Here is a 20,095-nt window from a genome sequence, read left to right on the forward strand (position 1 = left end):
ATATCGCCATGTCGCTGACCTTGCGCCAAATCCGCTACTTCGTCGCCACCGCCGAGATCGGCCAGATTTCCCAGGCGGCGATTCACCTGAACATCTCCCAATCGGCCGTGACCACGGCGATCAAGGAACTGGAGGCGATGCTCGGCGTGCAATTGTTTGTGCGTTCGGCCCAGGGCATGAACCTGACCGACGCCGGGCGGCACTTTCTCAACCGCGCCTACGTGATCGTGCGCAGTGTCGACGACGCGCTGAACAGCCCATTGCCCGACTACCGCGCCAGCGGCGTGCTAAGGGTCGCCGCCAGTTACACGGTGCTCGGTTACTTCCTGCCGCACCATCTGCAGCGCATGGAACACTGGCACCCGGACGTGACCATCGAGGTGTTCGAGCAGGAGCGCCAGGCCATCGAACACGGCCTGCTCGACGGCCAGTTCGACATGGCGGTGGTGCTCACCGCCAACCTCACCCACGCGGATATCGTGTCGGAAATCCTCTTCAACTCCGAACGCCGCCTGTGGCTGCCCAGCCATCACCCATTGTGCGAACGCGGCGCCGTCAGCCTGGCGGATGTGGCCCGCGAGCCCTACATCCTGCTGACCGTCGACGAAGCCGAACACAGCGCCATGCGCTACTGGGAACAGGCCGGGCAAACGCCCAAGGTGCGGCTGCGCACCAGTTCGGTGGAAGCAGTGCGCAGCATGGTCGCCAATGGCAGCGGCGTGGCGATCCTGTCGGACCTGGTGCATCGGCCCTGGTCCCTGGAAGGCAAGCGCATCGAAACCCTGACCGTGACCGACCCGGTGACGCCCATGAGCGTCGGCCTGGCCTGGCACCGCGAGCGCGCATTTACCCCGGCGATGCAGGCGTTCCGGGACTACTTCCACGACGCCTTCCTGGCCCCGCAGCAGTTGTCGGCGCGGCGTTAGAGTTGGGCTTGCAGCGTCGCGGCCAACCAGTCCATGAACACCCGCACCCGCAGCGGTAAATGCCGCTGCCCGGCATAGAGCAGGGACACGTCCAACGGCGGCGCCGGGTATTCCGGCAAAACCGCCACCAGTTCGCCACTGGCCAACTGATCGCCAATGCCCAGGGCCGGCACTTGGATAATCCCGAAGCCGCCCAGGCAAGCCGACTTATAGGCATCGGTGCTGTTGACCGTGACCCGCCCGGCCATGGGCAGGCGCTGCACCTTGTTGCCCTGCAGGTATTCGAACCCCGCCGAGCGCGAACCCAGCGGGCGCACGTAATGCACCAAGTGGTGGTCGGCCAGGTCGGCCAGCGTCCGCGGCACGCCATAGCGTTGCAGGTAGCCCGCGCTCACGCAGTTGATCATCGGCATGCTGCACAACAACCGGGCGACCACCGACTGGTCCGGCTGCGCACCGACGCGCAGCACGCAATCGAACCCCTCGGCCAGCAGGTCGACCTGACGGTCGGTGGCGCTGATTTCCAGCTCGATCAACGGGTGCGCGTCCATGAAATGCGGCAGGCGCGGCAGGATCAAATCCCGCGCCATCATGGTCGGCAGGTCCACCCGAATGCGTCCGGTCAGTTGTGTTTCGTCCTGGCGAAACAAGCCCTCCAGTTCCTCCATGTGCGCAAGCAAGTCCTTGCTGCGTTCATACAGCACACGGCCGTCCTGGGTCGCCTGCACCTTGCGCGTGGTGCGCTGCAGCAGGCGTGCGCCGAGCAGTTCTTCCAGTGCCTGCACATGCTCGGACACCGTGGAGCGCGGCAGGCCCAGGCTCTCGCCGGCGCCGGTGAAACTCGACAGTTCGGTGACGCGCACGAAGGTGCGCAGCAACTCCAGTTTGTTCATGGGATTGTTCGCCTTTTCCGGCCAGTGATTTCGCTTTACCGCTGTTTATCACGTTACAGGCGGACAAATACACTCATTCCCACGATCACCTCAGAGGACTGCACCATGACCCGCAAAATCGCACTGATCACCGGCGCCAGCCGCGGCTTGGGTAGAAGCGCCGCGTTGCGCCTGGCCGCACAAGGCGTGGATATCATCGGCACTTACCACAGCCAGGCGGATGAAGCCCAGGCAGTGGTCGAGCAGATCGAACAATGGGGTGGCCGCGCCGCCATGCTGAAACTGGATGTGAGCCAGAGCGCCACCTTCGACGCGTTCGTCGAAGCCGTCGGCGGCGTGCTCAAGCGTGTTTTCGCACGGGATGATTTCGACTTTCTGATCAACAACGCCGGTATCGGCATCCACGCCAGCTTTGCCGAGACCAGCGAAGCGCAGTTCGACCAACTGGTCGCGATTCAATTCAAAGGCCCGTTTTTCCTGACCCAGAAACTGCTGCCGCTGATCCGTGACGGTGGCCGCATCCTCAATATCTCCAGCGGCCTCGCCCGTTTCAGCCTGCCCGGCTATGCCGCGTATGCGGCGATGAAAGGCGCCATGGAAGTGCTGACCCGCTACCAGGCCAAAGAGCTCGGCGCGCGCGGTATCAGCGTCAATATCCTCGCGCCGGGCGCCATCGAAACCGACTTCGGCGGCGGTGCCGTGCGCGACAACGCCAACCTCAACGCGATGGTCGCCAATAACACCGCCCTGGGCCGCGCCGGGTTACCGGATGATATCGGCGGGGCCATTGCCAGCCTGCTGGCGGACGGCAGCCACTGGATCACCGGCCAGCGGATCGAGGCTTCGGGCGGCATGTTTCTGTAAGAGCTTTTCGCGCATCACGTCGTAGCCCCAGTGGTACACGTAGGTGTACGGCAGGAAAAACAGCAACACGCCGATATCGAGAATAAACGCCTGCAGCAGGCTGATGTTCAGCCACGCGGCAATCAACGGCACGCACATCAGGACCAGCCCGCCTTCAAACAGCAAGGCGTGCAGCACCCGGGTCCAGCCGTTGTTGGCCAGTTGCAGGCGTGCCTTGAGGCGGTCGAACAGGCCGTTGAAAATCACGTTCCAGGTCAGCGCCATCAGGCTGATCGCCAGGGTGACCATGCCCATTTCCACCGCGGGCTTGTCCATGATCCACGCCAGCAACGGCGTGCAGATCAACAACGCCAGGGCCTCGAAACCGATGGCCTGGCACACACGTTCAGTAATCGACTTGGTAGGGTTCATGCCCCGGCTCCGTGAGTGACTGTGTTGCCATCATTGCGCTTTGTATCGATACTTCATAACCAATAACCATCGATAAAGGCGATAGTCATGGCCTCCCATGAAGTGCTCCAGGCCTTTGTTCAGGCCGCGACCCAAGGCTCGTTTTCTGCGGCGGCACGCAAGCTGGGCAAGAGCCAGTCCACCGTCAGCGCGGCGGTGGCGAGCCTGGAGATTGACCTCGATGTGCTGCTGTTCGACCGCAGCAGCCGCAAGCCGACGCTGACCGCCGCTGGCCATGTGCTGCTGCAACGCGCCGAGCAGGTGCTGGAGGCGAGCAGTCGGCTGGCGTTGGCGGCAAGTCAGCTATCCCAGGGGTTGGAGGCGAAAGTGACGATTGCGATGTCCGACACCTACCAGTCGGAGCGCTTCGAACTTGCGCTCAAGGCCTTTGAGCAACGCTACCCCGACCTGGAACTGGAATGGCTGATCGCCGAGTGCGAAGACCTGATAGCCCTGGTGCAAAGTGGCCGGGCCCAGATTGCCCTGGTGGAGGCCCAGGAGGTTTACCCACCCGACCTGAGCCGTTCGCCAGTGGAAGAGCGCACCGAAATTGCCCTGTTCGTCGCGCCCACGCACCCTTTGGCCAGCCTGGAAAGCGTCAACCAACAGGTGTTGCAGCAACACCGTGAGCTGCGCCTGGCGAGCATCATCAACCCGAATGAAACCCGCCCCATGGGCCGCGTCTGGTCGGCGCCGAGTTTTCTGATGCTGATGGAAATGGCCCAGCTCGGTTTTGGCTGGGCCGCACTGCCGCGCTGGTTGGTGGAACGCTTTGGCAATGCCGGGCTGATTGAACTGAGCGTGCGCAGTTGGCCGCGCTCGGTGGCGGTGGATGCGCTGTGGTCGCGGCAATATCCGCCGGGGCCTGCGGGGAGTTGGTTGTTGGGGCAGATGCTCGATTGAGTTCGTCCAGAGCAGGCAGCGCTTGGTGGTCCCACAGTGGAAATGCGTTGGGCGCTAGATCGGGGTCAGGCTGGCCAGGCGGCGTTCGAGGAAGTGCTTTTCCGGGGTTTGCCGGGTCAGAGACAGGGCTTTTTCATACGCCAGCCGCGCCTCGTCCAGCCGCCCCAATTGTCGGCAGAATTCGCCACGCGCCGAATGCGCCAGGTGATAGTCCAGCAATTCGCCCCGCGCCAGAATCGCCTCCACCTGTTGCAACCCGGCCAACGGCCCATCGCGCATGGCCAGCGCCACTGCGCGGTTCAGTTCGATCACGGGCGACGGCACGGTGCTGAGCAGCACATCGTATAGCCCGACAATCTGCGGCCAGTCGGTGTGCTCGGCACTCGGCGCTTCGGCATGTACCGCCGCAATCGCCGCCTGCAAGCCATAGGGCCCAAAGCGCCGGGTCGTCAGCGCTTGCTCCACCAGCGCACAGCCTTCGGCAATCAGGGACGCATCCCACAATGCTCGGTCCTGTTCGTCCAAGAGCACCAATTCGCCGCCGGCCGAGGTCCGCGCCGGGCGGCGCGACTCGTGCAGCAGCATCAATGCCAGCAAGCCCATGACTTCCGGCTCCGGCAGCAACTCCAGCAACAAACGGCCGAGGCGGATGGCTTCACGGGTCAGGTCGTCGCGCGTGAGATCCGCGCCCATCGACGCCGAGTAGCCTTCGTTGAACACCAGGTAAATCACACGCAGCACGCTGTCGAGGCGCTCGGGCAATTCGGCCAGCGACGGCACCTGATAGGGAATCTTCGCCTCGCGGATCTTGCCCTTGGCCCGCACGATCCGCTGGGCGATGGTGGCCGGCGGAACCAAAAAGGCGCGGGCGATTTCTTCGGTGGTCAGGTCGCAGATTTCACGCAAGGTCAACGGCACTTGGGCGTCAGCCGCCAGCGCCGGGTGGCAGCAGGTGAAGATCAGGCGCAGGCGGTCGTCTTCCACGTCTTCGTCGTCCCAATCGGCCGCTGCCAGCGCATCGGCCTGCGCCTGCAATAACGGGGTGAAACGGGCCTGGCGGCGCAGGCGATCGATGGCCTTGAAGCGCCCGGTCGAGACCAGCCACGCCCGTGGATTGCTCGGCACGCCGTCGTGCTCCCAGCGCTGCATGGCGACCAGGAACGCCTCGTGCAGCGCTTCCTCGGCCAGGTCGAAATCGCCGAGCAAGCGAATCAGCGTCGCCAGCACGCGCCGTGATTCGCGGCGGTAAATCGTCTCGATCGGAGGGGTCAATCGGGCAGATCCTGGGTCACCGGGCGATTGGGCGCGTCGCCCCCAGGTTTGATGGGCCATTCACATTCGGCAGGTTGAGTGTTCATGGGTAAATCTCCTGTTTATGGGTGTTTTGTGTTCAGAGATTCAATTGGCGCACGGGGCGTACTTCCACACTGCCGACCCGGGCCGCCGGAATGCCGCCGGCGACCTGGAGCGCTTCGTTCAAGTCCCGGGCTTCGATCAGGTAAAACCCGGCGAGCTGCTCCTTGGTTTCGGCAAACGGCCCGTCGGTGATCGACAGCTTGCCATTGCGCATACGCACAGTGGTGGCGGTGCTCACCGACTCCAGCGGCTCGGCGGCGAGCATGCGCCCGCTCTTTTGGACGGACTGCGCGTAGGCGAAGCACTCCGGGTCGGCCGGGCTGTCCGGCGCGGTGTGCAGCACCTGTTCGTTGCTGTAGATCAGGCACAGGTATTTCATGGCGTTCTCCGTTTTCGGACTACTGACTATAGTTCGCGGGGCTCAAGGTTTCAGGTCGAACAGCGCGACGCCGGTGGCCATGTCGAAGGGGGCCGACCAATGCTCATGCACCACCTTCCATTGGCCGTCGACACGCTGGTAACCGACGGTGACGCGCATCCAGCAGGTCTTGAGCACGCCGTCCGGGCCGGTGCCACCGCAGTGAGCCAGCCAATGGGCAAAGGCGCTGTTGTCGGCGGCGACGATATGCAACTCATGGAAGTCGAACACACCGGGGCCGGGGCAGACTTCCATGCACGCCTGCCAGTGCGCGCGGTAGGCCGCCTTACCCTTGAACTGCAGGGCGCTAACCGCGTCGAACGCGATGATATCGTCGGCGTAAAAGCTGACAATCTTATCGATGTCCTTGGCGACGACGGCTTGTTTCCATTGTTTGATCAGGGTGTGGATTGCAGTGTTCATGGCGATACTCCTGGGGGGTGAAAATCTTCAGAGACACCCTTAGTCGAATGGCCCGTCGCCCGATCGACAGCGCGCTGAAAAAAAATCTCGCAGCGTGCAAACCCGATAGACTGCGCCCTTCTTTGCAGCCGTTCGGACGCCCCGATGCAAACCCGCCTTGTCGCCTACGAGGCGCTGAACGCTGTGCAAACACAGCAAGTCGGCGCGATCGAAGTTCACCCTGAGCAGTTGCCGTTTTGCGGCGACATGTATTGCGCACTCAACACCCTGCTGGTCAACCCCAGCCCCGGCATCAAAGGCTTTGCGCTGCTGGCCGACGATGTGCCCGTGGCCTTCCTCCTGCTCAAATGCCCGCCATGCCTGCCCCATTGGGCCGATGCCCACAGCGCCACGCTGCACGCGTTACAGGTGGATCGCAGCCAACAGGGCCGGGGATTTGGCAAAGCCTGCCTGCAGGCGCTACCCGCGGCGGCGCTTCAGGCCTGGCCGCAGATCAAGGCGCTGGAGTTGTCGGTGGACACGCACAATGTCGCGGCGATGGGCTTGTACCTGGGGCTGGGCTGGGTGGATCGCGGGGAGGCGTACAAAGGGCGGGTCGGGTATGAGCGCCGTTTGAGTCGGGGCATGGAGCCGCAGTAGATGTCACGTAGAGATGACAGCGACCAACGCTTGAGGGGACGCTGGATCATGAGCATTCCCGCGCAGGAAAAACGGCCGAAGAGTCGCCATCATCTTCGGCCGGCGCTTCAGGCCTTTGCTTCCACAGGCAGCCAGACCTCCACGGTGCCGAGGCCCTTTCTCACATCAAAATCCGCGCTGTACCGCTCAAAATCCACGCCGGCAACCTTGTACCCGGAATGCGGCAACCATTCGAACATGATCCGCTCGTAGGTCTGCGGCAACGCGTGCACCTCGCCGTAGTGCGCGAACACGGCATAGTGATGCGGCGGGATTTCGATGAACTCGAAATTGCTCGGCACATCACCCTTGGCGGGGACTTCAACCCCTGCGATGTAGTCGAACTCATCGTGTCTGGGGTTATGACAAACCCCGTAGGTAAAGCCGCCCAAACGCTTTTTGATGTATTTGACGCTCTCGTCAAACACGCCCCACAACTTGGGAATATCCCCGATGGTGGCCTTCGAATAATGCCCTTGCACCCCGGCGATCACCAGGGCCTTGCCCTCTTCCATGCGCGGCTCTAACGGTTGTTGCGTCTGCTGATCCATCTGAACAGTCTCCTTCTTATGAGAGAACAAACCCGTATTGAGTATAGGGGTATATCCGGATTGCACTGCATGTAGAAATTTTTCCTACGCATCTGGACAACTGGCCATCATCAACCGTATTGTCTGCCCCGCAGGCCACCGCAGTGGCCGACGTCGCTCGGACGGTTCCGGGCGCTTACGTACTTTCGAGGCAACAATGGCCGACCAAGGTTTGCCGCGCCGCTTTGCGCGCATAGATCGACTCCCCCCCTACGTTTTCAATATCACTGCCGAGCTGAAGATGGCTGCGCGTCGGCGCGGCGAAGATATCATCGACTTGAGCATGGGCAACCCTGACGGCCCGACCCCACCACATATCGTGGAAAAAATGGTCACCGTCGCCCAGCGTGAAGACACCCACGGTTACTCCACCTCCAAAGGCGTTCCGCGCCTGCGCCGGGCGATTTCGCGCTGGTACAAGGACCGTTATGAAGTGGATATCGACCCCGAGTCGGAAGCCATCGTCACCATCGGTTCCAAGGAAGGCCTGGCGCACTTGATGCTGGCCACCCTGGACCAGGGCGACACCGTACTGGTGCCCAACCCGAGCTACCCGATTCATATCTACGGTGCCGTGATTGCCGGCGCCCAGGTGCGTTCGGTGCCGTTGATTCCGGGCGTGGACTTTTTCGCCGAGCTGGAACGGGCGATTCGCGGTTCGATTCCCAAGCCGAAGATGATGATCCTGGGGTTCCCGTCCAACCCGACCGCGCAGTGCGTGGAGCTGGATTTCTTCGAGCGGGTGATCGCCCTGGCCAAGCAGTACGACGTGCTGGTGGTGCATGACCTGGCCTACGCCGACATCGTCTACGACGGCTGGAAAGCCCCGTCGATCATGCAGGTGCCGGGCGCCAAGGACATTGCGGTGGAGTTTTTCACCCTGTCCAAGAGCTACAACATGGCCGGCTGGCGCATTGGTTTCATGGTGGGCAACGCAGAACTGGTCAACGCCCTGGCGCGGATCAAGAGCTACCACGACTACGGCACCTTCACCCCGCTGCAAGTGGCGGCGATTGCCGCGCTGGAAGGCGACCAACAGTGCGTGAAAGACATCGCCGAGCAGTACCGCCAGCGCCGCAATGTACTGGTCAAAGGCCTGCATGAGTTGGGCTGGATGGTGGAGAATCCCAAGGCGTCGATGTACGTCTGGGCCAAGATCCCCGAAGCGTATGCCGCCATGGGCTCGCTGGAATTTGCCAAGAAGCTGCTGCTCGAAGCCAAGGTGTGCGTGTCGCCGGGGATTGGCTTTGGTGAATATGGCGACGACCATGTGCGCTTTGCGCTGATCGAAAACCAGGACCGGATTCGCCAGGCGGTACGCGGGATTCGCGGGATGTTCAGGGCGGATGGCTTGGTGCCCAGGACTGGAGTCTGACTGCGAACTGTAATGGGGCATTCATGCCCCATTATCTTGAAAGACTACTTCACGACAAATTTTCGCTCGGTACTACCTGAAACCACCGGAAAAGAAACATAAGCCGAGATGTGGTGGGCGCCCGGAGTCATAACGACGGTGAGCGACCAATTATGTCCGATAGCAACGGCAACTCCCAACTTACCAGTCGAGTCCTCCACTGTTACCGTGGCACCCTCCAGGGGTACTATCCCGGAGATGGTGACAGGGCTAGGGACAGTCGTATTGGCTGCCGGCGCCTGGATTTGAGGCGGCAGTGCCTGCGTGGGTTCATTTTCCTTGGTCATGGCCATTTCCTTTTCTGAATTACATTTGGGGTTTCATTCCCTCATATTCAGAAAAAACCCGGACCTGTGAAAAGTACCAGTTACGACAAGCGGTATTCGCGGTCGCTGTCACACCACCAACGACAGCAACATGATGAAAATCAGTGCCACCACCGACAGAATGGTCTCCATCGCCGTCCAGGTCTTGAACGTCTCGGCCACGGTCATGTTGAAGTACTGCTTCACCAGCCAGAACCCCGCATCGTTGACGTGAGACAGGATCAACGAACCCGCCCCCGTCGCCAACACCAGTAGCTCGCGGTTAACCCCCGGAATCATGCCGACCACCGGCACCACGATGCCTGCGCCAGTGATGGTCGCGACTGTCGCCGAACCGGTCGCCACCCGAATCACCGCCGCCACCAGCCACGCCAGCAGGATCGGGTTGATCTGCGCGTTCACCGCCATATGGCCGATCACGTCGCCCACGCCGCTGGTCACCAGCATCTGTTTGAAACCACCACCGGCACCGATGATCAGGATGATCGCGGCGGTCGGCGCCAGGCTGGCGTCGAGCAGCTTGAGGATCTGCTTGGAGTGGATGCCCTGGCGATGACCGAAGGTGTACAGCGACAGCAGCAACGCCAGCAGCAAGGCACTGATCGGGTGACCGATCATGTCCATCCAGTTGCGCACCACATGACCGTCGACCAAGGCGATGTCGGCGAAGGTTTTCAGCAGCATCAGGAACACCGGCAGCAGCACGGTGATCAGGGTGATGCTGAAGCTCGGCAGCGTCTTGTGCTCCGACTCGCGGGCCAGTTGGTCGATCAGTTCCTGGGACGGGTTGCCCGGGATGTACTTGGCGATAAACGTACCGAAGATCGGGCCGGCGATGATGGCAGTCGGCAGCGCGACGATCAGGCCGTACAGAATGGTCTTGCCGATGTCCGCGCCAAACACGCCGATGGCCAGCAGCGGGCCCGGGTGCGGTGGCACCAGGCCATGGACCGCCGACAGGCCGGCGAGCAGCGGGATGCCGATCTTGATCAGCGACACGCCGGTACGGCGCGCGACGATAAACACCAGCGGGATCAGCAACACAAAACCGATCTCGAAGAACAGCGGGATACCCACCAGGAACGCGGCGAACATCATCGCCCACTGGACCTTTTCCTTGCCGAAGGCGCGGATCAGGGTCTGGGCGATCTGATCGGCACCGCCAGATTCGGCCATCATCTTGCCGAGCATCGTACCCAGCGCGAGGATAATGCCGACAAAGCCGAGCACCCCGCCGAAGCCGTCCTGGAAGGCCTTGATGATCTTGTCCACGGGCATGCCCGAGGTCAGGCCAAGGAAGCCGGCGGCGATGATCAACGCGATAAACGGGTGAACCTTGAACTTGGTGATCAAGAAGATCAGACCAATGATAGTGACCACTGCATCAAGCAGCAGGTAGGACTCGTGGGACATGCCAAACATGGGGGTCTCTCCTGTTTGTTGTTGTTATTAAAGCGGGTGTTGAATTTGTTGTCGGAGATAGCGCTATCTTTTCCGACACAAAAATTAATGAGCTGGTTCAAAACCGTGTTTGCACCACCACGCATGGGTTTGCTCGGCCAACGCCTCGACGCTGTCTTCGCTGGCGTTGAGGGCCAGGGTCAGCGGCTCGCCGATGGGCGACTCAAGGGTGGCGAACTGGCTGTCGATCAGGCTTGCCGGCATGAAATGCCCGGGCCGATGGGACACGCGGTCGGCGGCGACTTCGCGGTTCAGTTCCAGAAACACAAAGCCCAGGCCCGGCGCGGCTTCGCGCAGGTGGTCGCGGTATTTCTTTTTCAATGCGGAACAGGTGAGGACCGGGTGTTCGCCGGCCTTGAGCGAACGGCGTAACTCATCGCACAGGATGTCGAGCCAGCCGGCGCGGTCGTTGTCGTCGAGGGGGTGGCCGGCGCTCATTTTTTCGATGTTCGCGGCGGGGTGAAAGCTGTCGCCTTCAATGGCGGTGGCACCGTTCAGGCGGCACACGGCCTCGCTGACGCTGGTCTTGCCGCAGCCGGCGACACCCATGATGACCAGGGCGGTAACAGGTTGACTCATGAAACACCTCAGGACGCAGATAGCGCTACCTTTGCACGCTGTAAGGCTAGTGCAAAAACAGGCTTTTCCCGCGCCGTCTTGTCTTTTTTTATGGAGTGACGCGTGCATCCGCTCCAAGCATTTGAACTGGATCAGGCAACCCAGCATTCAAGCATTTGCAGCCGTTTGGAGACAGCGCTACCTTAGTGCCTCGATTTTTGTTTGGCAAGCCGCCTGATGACCTCCAAGAACGATAAAAATACGCGCACCACGGGTCGCCCGACCCTCAATGAAGTCGCCCGCCTGGCCGGCGTCAGCCCGATTACCGCTTCCCGCGCCTTGCGTGGCATCAGCACCGTGGCCACCGAACTGGTGGAAAAAGTGCAACGGGCCGCCGCCGAGTTGAACTACGTGGTCAACCCCGCCGCCCGCGCCCTGGCCTCGGCCCAGAGCCATTCGGTGGTGGTGCTGGTGCCCTCGCTGTCCAACCTGCTGTTTATCGAAACCCTCGAAGCGATCCACCAGGTGCTGCGGCCCAAGGGCTTTGAAGTGCTGATCGGCAACTCCCACTATTCCCGCGACGAAGAAGAGACTTTGCTGCGCAACTACATGGCCTACCAGCCGCGGGGTTTGCTGCTGACCGGGTTCGATCGGACCGAAAGCGCGCGACGGATGGTCGAGGCCAGCAATGTGCCGTGCGTGTACATGATGGATCTGGACCCCAACGCTGGCGTGAACTGCGTGGGCTTTTCGCAGTTGGCGGCGGGTGAGACGGCAGCGGCGCATTTGCTGTCCCGTGGGCGCAAGCGCCTGGCGTATATCGGCGCGCAACTGGACCAACGCACCTTGCTGCGCGGCGAAGGCTTCCGCCGTGCGTTGCAACAGGCCGGGCTGTACGACCCGGCGCTGGAACTGTTGACGCCACGCCCCTCCTCCGTGGGCCTGGGCGGCGAGTTGTTCTTGCAGTTGCTGGCGGCCCATCCGGATGTGGATGCGATCTTCTTCGGCAACGACGACCTGGCCCAGGGCGCGCTGCTCGAAGCCCTGCGTCACGGCATCAACGTCCCGGGGCGCGTGGCCGTGCTGGGTTTCAACGACCTGCCCGCCTCCTCCTTCATGGTGCCGCGCCTGAGCAGCATCAGCACGCCGCGCGAGGCCATCGGTCGGCGCGCGGCGGAGCATCTGCTGACGGTCATGGCGGGGAACAAGATCGCCAAGCCGGTGGTGGACATGGGGTTTGAGTTGCAGGTGCGGGAGAGCACGTAGGACGCGGCTGACATTGCGATGTGGCCTTGGCAATTCGTCAGTTGAGGGAGCTGAGCGTATTGCCAGTGGGCAAAGCCATGGCCACACACACATTTTTAACCGTGCCCGCTTGAAGGCATCGCCGTAATGTCCGCCCCCTGCTAGATTGAGCGTTCTCCACTGTCAGGGAAGCACCATGGGACACTCACTGAAAATCTTGGGTCGCGCTTCGTCCATCAACGTGCGCAAAGTGCTCTGGACCTGCCAGGAACTGGGCATCGACTATGTGCGCGAAGACTGGGGCATCGGCTTCAAGCCGACTCAATCCGCCGAATTCCTTGCCCTGAACCCCAACGCCCAAGTGCCGGTGCTGATCGACGACCACGGTGTGCTGTGGGAGTCCAACACCATCTGTCGCTATCTGGTGAACCTCTACCAACGCCACGACCTGCTGCCTCTCGAGCCCGCCCCTCGCGCCCGGGTCGAGCAGTGGATGGACTGGCAAGCCACCGAACTCAACCCGTCCTGGGGTTATGCCTTCCAGGCCCTGGTGCGCAACAGCCCCGATCATCAGGACCCGCAGCGCATCAAGGCAGGCGTGCAAGCCTGGCACGACAAGATGGGCCTGCTGGAACAACAATTGGCAAAGACCGGTGCCTACGTGGCTGGCGACGAATTCACCCTGGCTGACATCCTCATCGGCCTCTCGGTTCACCGCTGGCAGATGACGCCGATGGAGCGCCCGTCCTACCCGGCAGTTGCCGCGTATTACCAGCGCCTTGGCCAGCATGCCGGCTTTAAGACCTTCGCCCTCGACGGCCATGACTGATCACAAAGACGGCAACGTGAAAGGACTCAACGCACAGCTCTCAGGTGCCTGCGACAGAATCGGCAAAACGCTTTTTTCGAAACCTCGAAAGACCGTCTGTCAGGAAAGCGCAGGGACCTGTCAGGTCTGACAGTAGCCCCGTTTCTCCTCTTCGCCTATTCATAAGCACACGCAATGTGCAACACATTGCCCCTTGAATATGGAGAAGCAATCATGGGTTCGATATTGGGTGAGAACGATGCAATCTATGGGGTGATAGCCGGATGGACGGTTCCCTTTAGCACAGACTTTGTAGCTCATTTGAATGGCGGGTCAGGCTTTAATTCAACAGTCGGGATCATGACCGATTTCGCCCTGCTTAAAATCAGCATTGACCAAAATATCAAGGAAGGCGAGACCTACGAGATTGGTGCAACGGCCAGTGAAGACCACAAGGTAAGGCTTGAATTTGACGACACGAGGTCAGGTGAACAGGGCACCTATTTGGCAACCAGCGGAAAATTCACCGTGTTGTACCTGCAAGGCCGTGTCCTGAAGGCGTCCTTTCACTTCAAGGCCAAAACGGCGGCACTTCACCATGCCCTGGAAATGGACTTCACGAGCGGGTCGTTCATCGTCGAGGACTTCAAACACGACTGAACGGCCCTGCCACCGGGAAGGTACTGCACAAGATGGCCTGTCGACGGCAACGTTTGGCCGGCGCCAGAACAATGTTTGCCGCTAGCGCCATGCCAGCCCCCCGTAAAACCGGGGCTGTGCACCCGGCACGCTATTTGCTCCAGCTGACGCATCGAACATTTGCATAGGTGCCCGATCATGCTGATTAACAACAACACTCAAGCCTTGTCGACCGTCGAAAAGCTCAAGCGCCCCGACATGGACCCCGCCAACGCTGCCGCCAGCACGCTGTACAGCGGTGCCCTGCAAACGGCGCAGCAAAGTGTGAGCGTACCCGCCGCGCAGACCCAACTGGACAAGGCCGCCGACCGCATCGACGAAGCCTTCGCCAAGACCCGCGTGCAGTTGCAGGCCTCAACGGCCGCCACCCCGGCGACCACGGATGTGCCCGCAGCCGGTTCTACCACGAGTGCCGCGCGCGCAGACTTCACCGATTACATGAGCAAAACCCCGGCCGAACGCATTCGCGAACAGTTGCTCAAGGAGCAGGGGTTGACCGAGGCGGAGGTGCAGACAATGCCGCAGGAAAAACAGGATGCAATCGCCAAGCAAGTGGCTGATCGTCTGAAGCAACAGCAAGAGCAGCAGGTAGCCGTGAAAACGGCAGAGCCACAAGCGCAATCGGTGAAAGAGACCTTGGCCGCGATCTAAGCGACCCGGCCAATGGGGCCATTCGATCGCGCGGTAACGCCGTGTGCCAGGACGTTGATTTCCCGGCACTGGGTGCCATCACGCTAGTTGGGCATCGACAGCTCAGAGCAGGTGTGTCCTGCTCTGTGCGGTAAGGCGGGAACATCTTGCAGATCGTAGGCTTCTACACGTTCAACTCAGTGACCGAACAGCCCTGTCTCGGATTTCTTGGCTTTCTTGTCAGCGCGTTTTTCATCGGCGGTCTTTGCCGGTTTCTTCTTCGCGGCTTTCTTTGAATCCATACCTTTGGCCATGATGCATGCTCCACTTACAGGGGATGTAACAATGGGTATACCACCTATTGCCGCACATTAGGCGCTTATAATCCCCGGCCCTGGATAACGCCTGCCTGAACACCATGCCCGAATTGCACATCGAACCGCTGGCAGAGCCCCTGTGGCCGCTGCTGAACAAGTTTTATCGCCACCACGATTCGCCGATGAAGGCACTCAAGGGCGGACGTCTGTGGGTGGCGCGGGACCGCGAGATCGTCGCCGGCTTATGCCTGACGCCGGTGGTGGGCGGGCAATGGCTGACCGGGGTGTTTGTCGACCCGGCCTATCGCGGTCAGGGGCTGGCGGCGCGCTTGATTCGTCAAGCGGTGGCCGATGCGGAGGGTACGGTCTGGCTGATGTGTCATCCGGACCTGGAAGGCTGGTATCAACGCATGGGGTTCACCCAGGATACCGTGCTGCCGCAGTCCCTCAGCGAACGGTTGGTGCGCTACAAGCGCAACAAGCCGATGATCGCGATGGGCTTGGAACGCGCCTTGTAACCTCCCGTGGGAGCTGAGGTTGACGTTGCGTTGTGTCAGGAGGCTACTCGTCGGCCGTCGGGTCCATGTCGGGGAACATCACCTCGATGAACCCGAACTTGCTGAAATCGGTAATCCGCGACGGGTACAAGCGGCCGATCAGGTGATCGCACTCGTGCTGCACCACCCGCGCATGGAAGCCATCGGCAATGCGGATGATCGGTTCGCCCTTGGGGTCGAAACCTTCGTAGCGGATCTGCTGGTAACGGTCCACCGCGCCACGCAGACCGGGCACGGACAGGCAGCCTTCAAAGCCCTCTTCCATGATCGGACTGAGCGGCGTGATCAGTGGGTTGATCAAAATCGTCTGCGGTACGGCCGGCGCCTCCGGGTAGCGTTCGCTGCTCTCGAAACCAAAGATCACCAATTGCAGGTCAACACCGATCTGCGGCGCGGCCAGGCCGACACCGCCGACGTGCTCCATGGTCTGGAACATGTCATCGATCAGTTGCCACAGTTCGGGGCTGTCGAACATTTCCGGCGGGACCGGCGGGGCGATACGCAGCAGGCGCTCATCGCCCATTTTCAGGATTTCACGGATCATCAATCAGACTTCATCGGGAGTGGGCTTGGAATGGTCTCGGCCAAGACCGGAGACGTGCTTTTTTTCACCGGCATGGGTGTTTTCATCGAATGTCTTTTCTCCCGGGTCCTTGCCTTCGGCCGACATGTGCTCGATCACGGCATTCATCTCCGCCCCCAGCAACAACACGGCGGCGGAAATATAGAAGTACAGGAGCAGGACAATGATCGCGCCGATGCTGCCATACATGGCGTTGTAGTCGGCGAAGGTTTTGACGTAGTAGCCAAAGCCCAGGGACGCGACGATCCACACCACCACCGCCAGCACCGAGCCTGGGGTGATGAAGCGGAATTTCTGCTGCACGTCAGGCATCACGTAATACATGAGGGCCACGGCGAACATCAGCAGGATCACAATCAGCGGCCAGCGCAGGATGGTCCACAGCGTGACCACGAATTCCTGCATGCCGATCTGCCCTGCCAGCCATTCCATGACCTGCGGGCCGAGCACCATCAGCGCGGCGGCGGCGAGCAACATGCCAGCGATGCCAACGGTGTAGAAAACCGACAGCGGGAAACGCTTCCAGATCGGCCGGCCTTCGATCACGTCGTAGGCGGCGTTCATCGCGCTCATCATCAGGCGCACGCCGGCCGACGCGGTCCACAGGGCAATCACGATACCCACCGAAAGCAGGCCGCCCTTGGACTGCTGCAACTGGTCGATCACCGGGTTGACCTGCTCGAGGGCCTGGGGCGGCAACACCAGTTCCGACTGCAGGCGCAGCCAGGTGAAGAAGTCCGGCAAATGCAGGAAACCGATCAATGCAATGAGAAACAGCAGGAACGGAAACAACGAGAACAGCATCTGGTAGGCCAGTGCCGAGGCGTAGGTGGACATCTCGTCGTTGACGAATTCCTTGACCGTGCGTACCAGCACTTGGTGCAGCTTGAGACCATCGAGTACCGGGAAAATCATAGCGTCTCCTTTCGCCGCAAAAAGTCAGGTTCGTGGGCGACTCAGGGGCCGTTTTCTACATCAAGGTAGCCTATTTGGCGACATTGAAACAATTTCGAAAGATTAACCGCTTCAGGTGACACAAAAACGGCCATCCGTGGATGGCCGTCGGGCTGGGTGAATCCAACCGGCGAATCAGGGTCACTTGATCGCTTTCTTCACCGCATCCTTGATATCACCCACGGCTTTCTGCACTTCGCCTTTCTTTTCCTGGACCACCCCTTCAGCGCGCAGCTTGTCGTTGCCGGTCACTTTGCCGACACCTTGCTTGATGTTGCCGACTGCTTCGTTGGCGACGCCTTTTACCTTATCCGATGTGCTGCTCATGGTATTTCTCCTGGAACAATCGAGGGGTTTTGGTCATTACCTAGAGATTGACCCAGGGCCGTTCGGCAGAGTTTCAATTATTTTTACGCGGGCATTTCATCGCCGACAGCAGGTTTGGCTTTATGTTTTGCGGCCAACCCACGAGAATGCCCGGCACATTCAGGCTACAACGCTGAATAACAGATCCCGTAGGAAGGTTATGAAACTCAATAAAGCACAGGCCATCGCCCGCAGAAACCAGGAACTGGGCGGTGCCGTACTCGGCGTCAACAACTGCCACTTCACCGACCTGGACCGCAAACGCAACATCTGGTGGTTCGACCTGCCGGTGGCGCGGATCGCGGTGGGCCAGTACGAGTGGATTCACTTGTTGCTGCACAACGCCGAGACTGACCAGTTGCTGCACCTGAAGGTGCCGACGGTGTTCCTGCGTGAAAAGCTCGAAGGCTTGGTGGTGCGCAATGCGGGCAAGCGCAAGCCAGAGATTACCCTGGAGCTGAGCGCGGACAAGGACTCGTTCCTCAAGGATGTACGCCCAGCCGGTGCTGGCGTCAGCTTCGCGCCATTCACCCTGTAGGAACGCGGTCAGAATGTGAGAGGGGGCTTGCTCCCGATAGCGGTGGTTCAGTCACTCGATGCAGTGGCTGACACTCTGCCATCGGGAGCAAGCCCCCTCTCACATTTAGGCCTGGGTTACTTTTTCAGGCCCAGTTTCTTCAGTTCTTCATCACGCAATTCGCGACGCAGGATCTTGCCCACGTTGGTGGTCGGCAAGGCATCGCGGAACTCCACGGCCTTGGGCACCTTGTAGCCGGTGACGTTGGCACGCATATGCTCCATCACCTGGTCCTTGGTCAGGGTGGCGCCCGGCTTGACCACGATGAAGATCTTGATGTGCTCCCCGGACTTCTCGTCCGGCACACCAATGGCCGCGCACTGCAGCACGCCCGGCAGGGTCGCCAGCACGTCTTCGAGTTCGTTGGGGTAGACGTTGAAACCGGAGACCAGAATCATGTCTTTTTTACGGTCGACAATCCGCATGTAGCCGTCCGGCTGGATGATCGCGATGTCACCGGTCTTCAACCAACCTTCGCTGTCGAGGATCTCGGCGGTGGCGTCTTCGCGCTGCCAGTAGCCCTTCATGACTTGCGGGCCTTTGACGCACAACTCGCCGACCTCGCCCAGGCCCAGCTCGACGCCGTCATCGGTGATGACTTTGCACAAGGTCGACGGCACCGGAATGCCGATAGTGCCGATCTGGATCTTCTGGATCGGGTTGACCGTCGCCACGGGGCTGGTCTCGGTCATGCCGTAGCCTTCGCAGATGTCGCAGCCGGTCACGGCCTTCCAGCGCTCAGCTGCGGCCAGTTGCAGGGCCATGCCGCCGGACAGGGTGACTTTCAGCGCAGAGAAGTCCAGCTTGCGGAAGCCTTCGTTGTTGCACAGCGCCACGAACAGCGTGTTCAGGCCGACAAAGCCGCTGAACTTCCACTTCGACAGCTCCTTGACCATCGCCGGCAGATCGCGCGGGTTGCTGATCAGGATGTTGTGGTTGCCGATCAACATCATCGCCATGCAATGAAAGGTGAACGCATAAATGTGGTACAGCGGCAGCGGAGTGATCAGGATCTCGCAGCCTTCATTGAGGTTGGAGCCCATCAGCGCCTTGCACTGCAGCATGTTCGCCACCAGGTTGCGGTGGGTCAGCATCGCGCCCTTGGCCACGCCGGTGGTGCCGCCGGTGTATTGCAGCACCGCCACGTCGCTGCTGGCCGGGCTGACATCATTGACCGGTTGGCCGTGCCCCTTGGCCAGCACGTCGTTGAACTTGATCGCCTTGGGCAAGTGATAGGCCGGGACCATTTTCTTCACGTACTTGATGACGCTGTTGATCAGCAGGCGCTTGAGCGGCGGCAGCAGGTCGGCGACTTCGGTGACGATCACATGTTTGACGGCAGTCTTGGGCACGACTTTTTCAGCCAGGTGCGCCATGTTGGCCAGACAGACCAGGGCCTTGGCCCCGGAGTCGTTGAATTGGTGTTCCATTTCCCGCGCGGTGTACAGCGGGTTGGTGTTGACCACGATCAGGCCGGCACGGATGGCACCGAACACGGCGACCGGGTATTGCAGGACGTTGGGCAGTTGCACGGCGATTCGATCGCCAGGCTTCAAATCGGTATGCTGTTGCAGGTACGCGGCGAAAGCGCCGGACAATTCGTACAACTCACCATAGGTGATTGTCTTGCCCAGGTTGCTGAAAGCCGGTTTGTTGGCGAAGCGCTGGCAGGACTGTTTCAGTACCGCCTGAATATTTGGATACTCGTCTGGATTGATGTCTGCAGCAATCCCGGCGGGGTACTTATCCTTCCAAAAGTCTACGTTCATGGAAGCCCACTCCTCAGCGACGCGAATTCATCATCGCATTTGATGCGATTATTATTGGTGTATGTTTTTTAGGTGAGTCTGGCGCGTTTAAGCAGGCCGAGAGGTCACAAAGCGCGCCGAGAGTAGCAGCTTTGCCAAGGGCCGACTAGAGCCAAAAGAGGGCCCTACAGTCATAAACATGACTCATGAATAACTAATAGTCATTTTTAGAGCAAAAATTCTATACGCTTGAAAATGGCTCTAGAACAGGGCTTAACGGGATAAACACAGACAAATGTGGCAGGGGGCTTGCCCCCGATAGCAGTGGATCAGTCAATATACGTATCGACT

At 60.6% G+C, this 20,095-nt stretch carries 24 protein-coding genes; 11 read left to right on the forward strand and 13 right to left on the reverse strand.

Annotated elements, in window-relative coordinates:
• Positions 1 to 8 precede the first annotated feature (8 nt).
• Positions 9 to 926, forward strand: a complete 918-nt coding sequence (locus PverR02_RS24535) for a LysR family transcriptional regulator (RefSeq protein WP_017847219.1) — start codon at positions 9 to 11, stop codon at positions 924 to 926.
• Here the strand turns inward: PverR02_RS24535 and PverR02_RS24540 are convergent.
• Positions 923 to 1,819 carry a LysR family transcriptional regulator gene (locus PverR02_RS24540; protein ID WP_017847218.1) on the reverse strand — a complete coding sequence of 299 codons (897 nt, stop codon included), beginning with the start codon at positions 1,817 to 1,819 and terminating at the stop codon, positions 923 to 925. The two genes, PverR02_RS24535 and PverR02_RS24540, sit on opposite strands and share 4 nt — an antisense overlap.
• 105 nt (positions 1,820 to 1,924) lie before the next feature.
• Here PverR02_RS24540 and PverR02_RS24545 point away from each other — a divergent pair, with 105 nt between their 5' ends.
• Positions 1,925 to 2,683, forward strand: a complete 759-nt coding sequence (locus tag PverR02_RS24545; RefSeq protein ID WP_046382305.1) for an SDR family NAD(P)-dependent oxidoreductase — start codon at positions 1,925 to 1,927, stop codon at positions 2,681 to 2,683.
• Here PverR02_RS24545 and PverR02_RS24550 read toward each other — a convergent pair.
• A complete protein-coding gene (locus tag PverR02_RS24550) occupies positions 2,582 to 3,094 on the reverse strand; it encodes a multidrug/biocide efflux PACE transporter (RefSeq protein ID WP_079444562.1) in 513 nt (170 codons plus the stop codon). The genes PverR02_RS24545 and PverR02_RS24550 overlap by 102 nt on opposite strands.
• An 87-nt stretch (positions 3,095 to 3,181) precedes the next feature.
• On the opposite strand from PverR02_RS24550, the gene PverR02_RS24555 reads away from it, so the two are divergent.
• Positions 3,182 to 4,036 (forward strand): LysR family transcriptional regulator, encoded by an 855-nt coding sequence (locus tag PverR02_RS24555; protein WP_017847215.1) that lies wholly within the window; start codon positions 3,182 to 3,184, stop codon positions 4,034 to 4,036.
• Between the two features lie 54 nt (positions 4,037 to 4,090).
• Here the strand turns inward: PverR02_RS24555 and PverR02_RS24560 are convergent, their stop codons facing one another.
• From PverR02_RS24560 to PverR02_RS24570, 3 genes are all read right to left on the reverse strand, one after another.
• The gene (locus tag PverR02_RS24560; protein ID WP_079444563.1) at positions 4,091 to 5,308 is read right to left on the reverse strand and encodes an RNA polymerase sigma factor; all 1,218 of its coding nucleotides are present in this window, start codon (positions 5,306 to 5,308) and stop codon (positions 4,091 to 4,093) included.
• Positions 5,309 to 5,426: 118 nt separating this feature from the next.
• Positions 5,427 to 5,771, reverse strand: a complete 345-nt coding sequence (locus tag PverR02_RS24565) for a YciI family protein (RefSeq protein ID WP_017847213.1) — start codon at positions 5,769 to 5,771, stop codon at positions 5,427 to 5,429.
• 42 nt (positions 5,772 to 5,813) lie between these two features.
• The gene (locus PverR02_RS24570; RefSeq protein ID WP_046382301.1) at positions 5,814 to 6,233 is read right to left on the reverse strand and encodes a YybH family protein; all 420 of its coding nucleotides are present in this window, start codon (positions 6,231 to 6,233) and stop codon (positions 5,814 to 5,816) included.
• A gap of 144 nt (positions 6,234 to 6,377) precedes the next feature.
• On the opposite strand from PverR02_RS24570, the gene PverR02_RS24575 reads away from it, so the two are divergent.
• Entirely contained in the window at positions 6,378 to 6,872 is a 495-nt protein-coding gene (locus PverR02_RS24575) for a GNAT family N-acetyltransferase (RefSeq protein ID WP_079444564.1), read from the forward strand.
• Positions 6,873 to 6,979: 107 nt separating this feature from the next.
• Here the strand turns inward: PverR02_RS24575 and PverR02_RS24580 are convergent, their stop codons facing one another.
• Positions 6,980 to 7,462: a GyrI-like domain-containing protein gene (locus tag PverR02_RS24580; protein WP_079444565.1), complete on the reverse strand. Its 483-nt coding sequence runs from the start codon at positions 7,460 to 7,462 to the stop codon at positions 6,980 to 6,982.
• 196 nt (positions 7,463 to 7,658) lie between these two features.
• Between PverR02_RS24580 and alaC the strand changes: the two genes are divergently transcribed.
• On the forward strand, positions 7,659 to 8,876 hold the full coding sequence (alaC, locus tag PverR02_RS24585) for an alanine transaminase (RefSeq protein ID WP_079444566.1): 1,218 nt from the start codon (positions 7,659 to 7,661) through the stop codon (positions 8,874 to 8,876).
• Between the two features lie 44 nt (positions 8,877 to 8,920).
• On the opposite strand, the gene PverR02_RS24590 is transcribed toward alaC, so the two are convergent.
• The 3 genes from PverR02_RS24590 to PverR02_RS24600 all read right to left on the reverse strand — a co-directional run bounded on the left by PverR02_RS24590 (position 8,921) and on the right by PverR02_RS24600 (position 11,281).
• Entirely contained in the window at positions 8,921 to 9,202 is a 282-nt protein-coding gene (locus PverR02_RS24590) for a hypothetical protein (protein WP_079444567.1), read from the reverse strand.
• A 108-nt stretch (positions 9,203 to 9,310) separates the two neighbouring features.
• Positions 9,311 to 10,663 carry a GntP family permease gene (locus PverR02_RS24595; RefSeq protein ID WP_046382297.1) on the reverse strand — a complete coding sequence of 451 codons (1,353 nt, stop codon included), beginning with the start codon at positions 10,661 to 10,663 and terminating at the stop codon, positions 9,311 to 9,313.
• Positions 10,664 to 10,747: 84 nt separating this feature from the next.
• Positions 10,748 to 11,281 (reverse strand): gluconokinase, encoded by a 534-nt coding sequence (locus PverR02_RS24600; RefSeq protein WP_046382296.1) that lies wholly within the window; start codon positions 11,279 to 11,281, stop codon positions 10,748 to 10,750.
• A gap of 213 nt (positions 11,282 to 11,494) precedes the next feature.
• On the opposite strand from PverR02_RS24600, the gene gntR reads away from it, so the two are divergent.
• The 5 genes from gntR to PverR02_RS24625 all read left to right on the forward strand — a co-directional run bounded on the left by gntR (position 11,495) and on the right by PverR02_RS24625 (position 15,477).
• Positions 11,495 to 12,526 carry an HTH-type transcriptional regulator GntR gene (gntR, locus tag PverR02_RS24605; RefSeq protein WP_162231529.1) on the forward strand — a complete coding sequence of 344 codons (1,032 nt, stop codon included), beginning with the start codon at positions 11,495 to 11,497 and terminating at the stop codon, positions 12,524 to 12,526.
• Between the two features lie 175 nt (positions 12,527 to 12,701).
• A complete protein-coding gene (locus tag PverR02_RS24610) occupies positions 12,702 to 13,334 on the forward strand; it encodes a glutathione S-transferase family protein (protein WP_017847205.1) in 633 nt (210 codons plus the stop codon).
• A gap of 213 nt (positions 13,335 to 13,547) precedes the next feature.
• On the forward strand, positions 13,548 to 13,973 hold the full coding sequence (locus PverR02_RS24615) for a hypothetical protein (protein WP_079444568.1): 426 nt from the start codon (positions 13,548 to 13,550) through the stop codon (positions 13,971 to 13,973).
• A 177-nt stretch (positions 13,974 to 14,150) separates the two neighbouring features.
• Positions 14,151 to 14,663: a hypothetical protein gene (locus tag PverR02_RS24620; protein WP_057004505.1), complete on the forward strand. Its 513-nt coding sequence runs from the start codon at positions 14,151 to 14,153 to the stop codon at positions 14,661 to 14,663.
• 397 nt (positions 14,664 to 15,060) lie between these two features.
• On the forward strand, positions 15,061 to 15,477 hold the full coding sequence (locus PverR02_RS24625) for a GNAT family N-acetyltransferase (RefSeq protein ID WP_057004506.1): 417 nt from the start codon (positions 15,061 to 15,063) through the stop codon (positions 15,475 to 15,477).
• 43 nt (positions 15,478 to 15,520) lie between these two features.
• Here the strand turns inward: PverR02_RS24625 and def are convergent, their stop codons facing one another.
• The 3 genes from def to PverR02_RS24640 form a co-directional block, all read right to left on the reverse strand.
• On the reverse strand, positions 15,521 to 16,060 hold the full coding sequence (gene def, locus PverR02_RS24630; protein ID WP_026140057.1) for a peptide deformylase: 540 nt from the start codon (positions 16,058 to 16,060) through the stop codon (positions 15,521 to 15,523).
• A 3-nt stretch (positions 16,061 to 16,063) separates the two neighbouring features.
• Complete coding sequence (locus PverR02_RS24635; protein WP_046382291.1) at positions 16,064 to 17,014, reverse strand: YihY/virulence factor BrkB family protein; 951 nt, start codon at positions 17,012 to 17,014, stop codon at positions 16,064 to 16,066.
• A gap of 180 nt (positions 17,015 to 17,194) precedes the next feature.
• Positions 17,195 to 17,380, reverse strand: a complete 186-nt coding sequence (locus tag PverR02_RS24640) for a CsbD family protein (RefSeq protein WP_046382290.1) — start codon at positions 17,378 to 17,380, stop codon at positions 17,195 to 17,197.
• 199 nt (positions 17,381 to 17,579) lie between these two features.
• Between PverR02_RS24640 and PverR02_RS24645 the strand changes: the two genes are divergently transcribed.
• Positions 17,580 to 17,957 carry a hypothetical protein gene (locus PverR02_RS24645; protein WP_017847198.1) on the forward strand — a complete coding sequence of 126 codons (378 nt, stop codon included), beginning with the start codon at positions 17,580 to 17,582 and terminating at the stop codon, positions 17,955 to 17,957.
• A gap of 116 nt (positions 17,958 to 18,073) precedes the next feature.
• Here the strand turns inward: PverR02_RS24645 and fadD1 are convergent, their stop codons facing one another.
• Entirely contained in the window at positions 18,074 to 19,765 is a 1,692-nt protein-coding gene (gene fadD1, locus PverR02_RS24650) for a long-chain-fatty-acid--CoA ligase FadD1 (RefSeq protein WP_017847197.1), read from the reverse strand.
• Positions 19,766 to 20,095 lie beyond the last annotated feature (330 nt).

Origin of the sequence: Pseudomonas veronii (assembly GCF_002028325.1) — a bacterium.
Taxonomy (GTDB): Bacteria; Pseudomonadota; Gammaproteobacteria; order Pseudomonadales; family Pseudomonadaceae; genus Aquipseudomonas; species Aquipseudomonas veronii.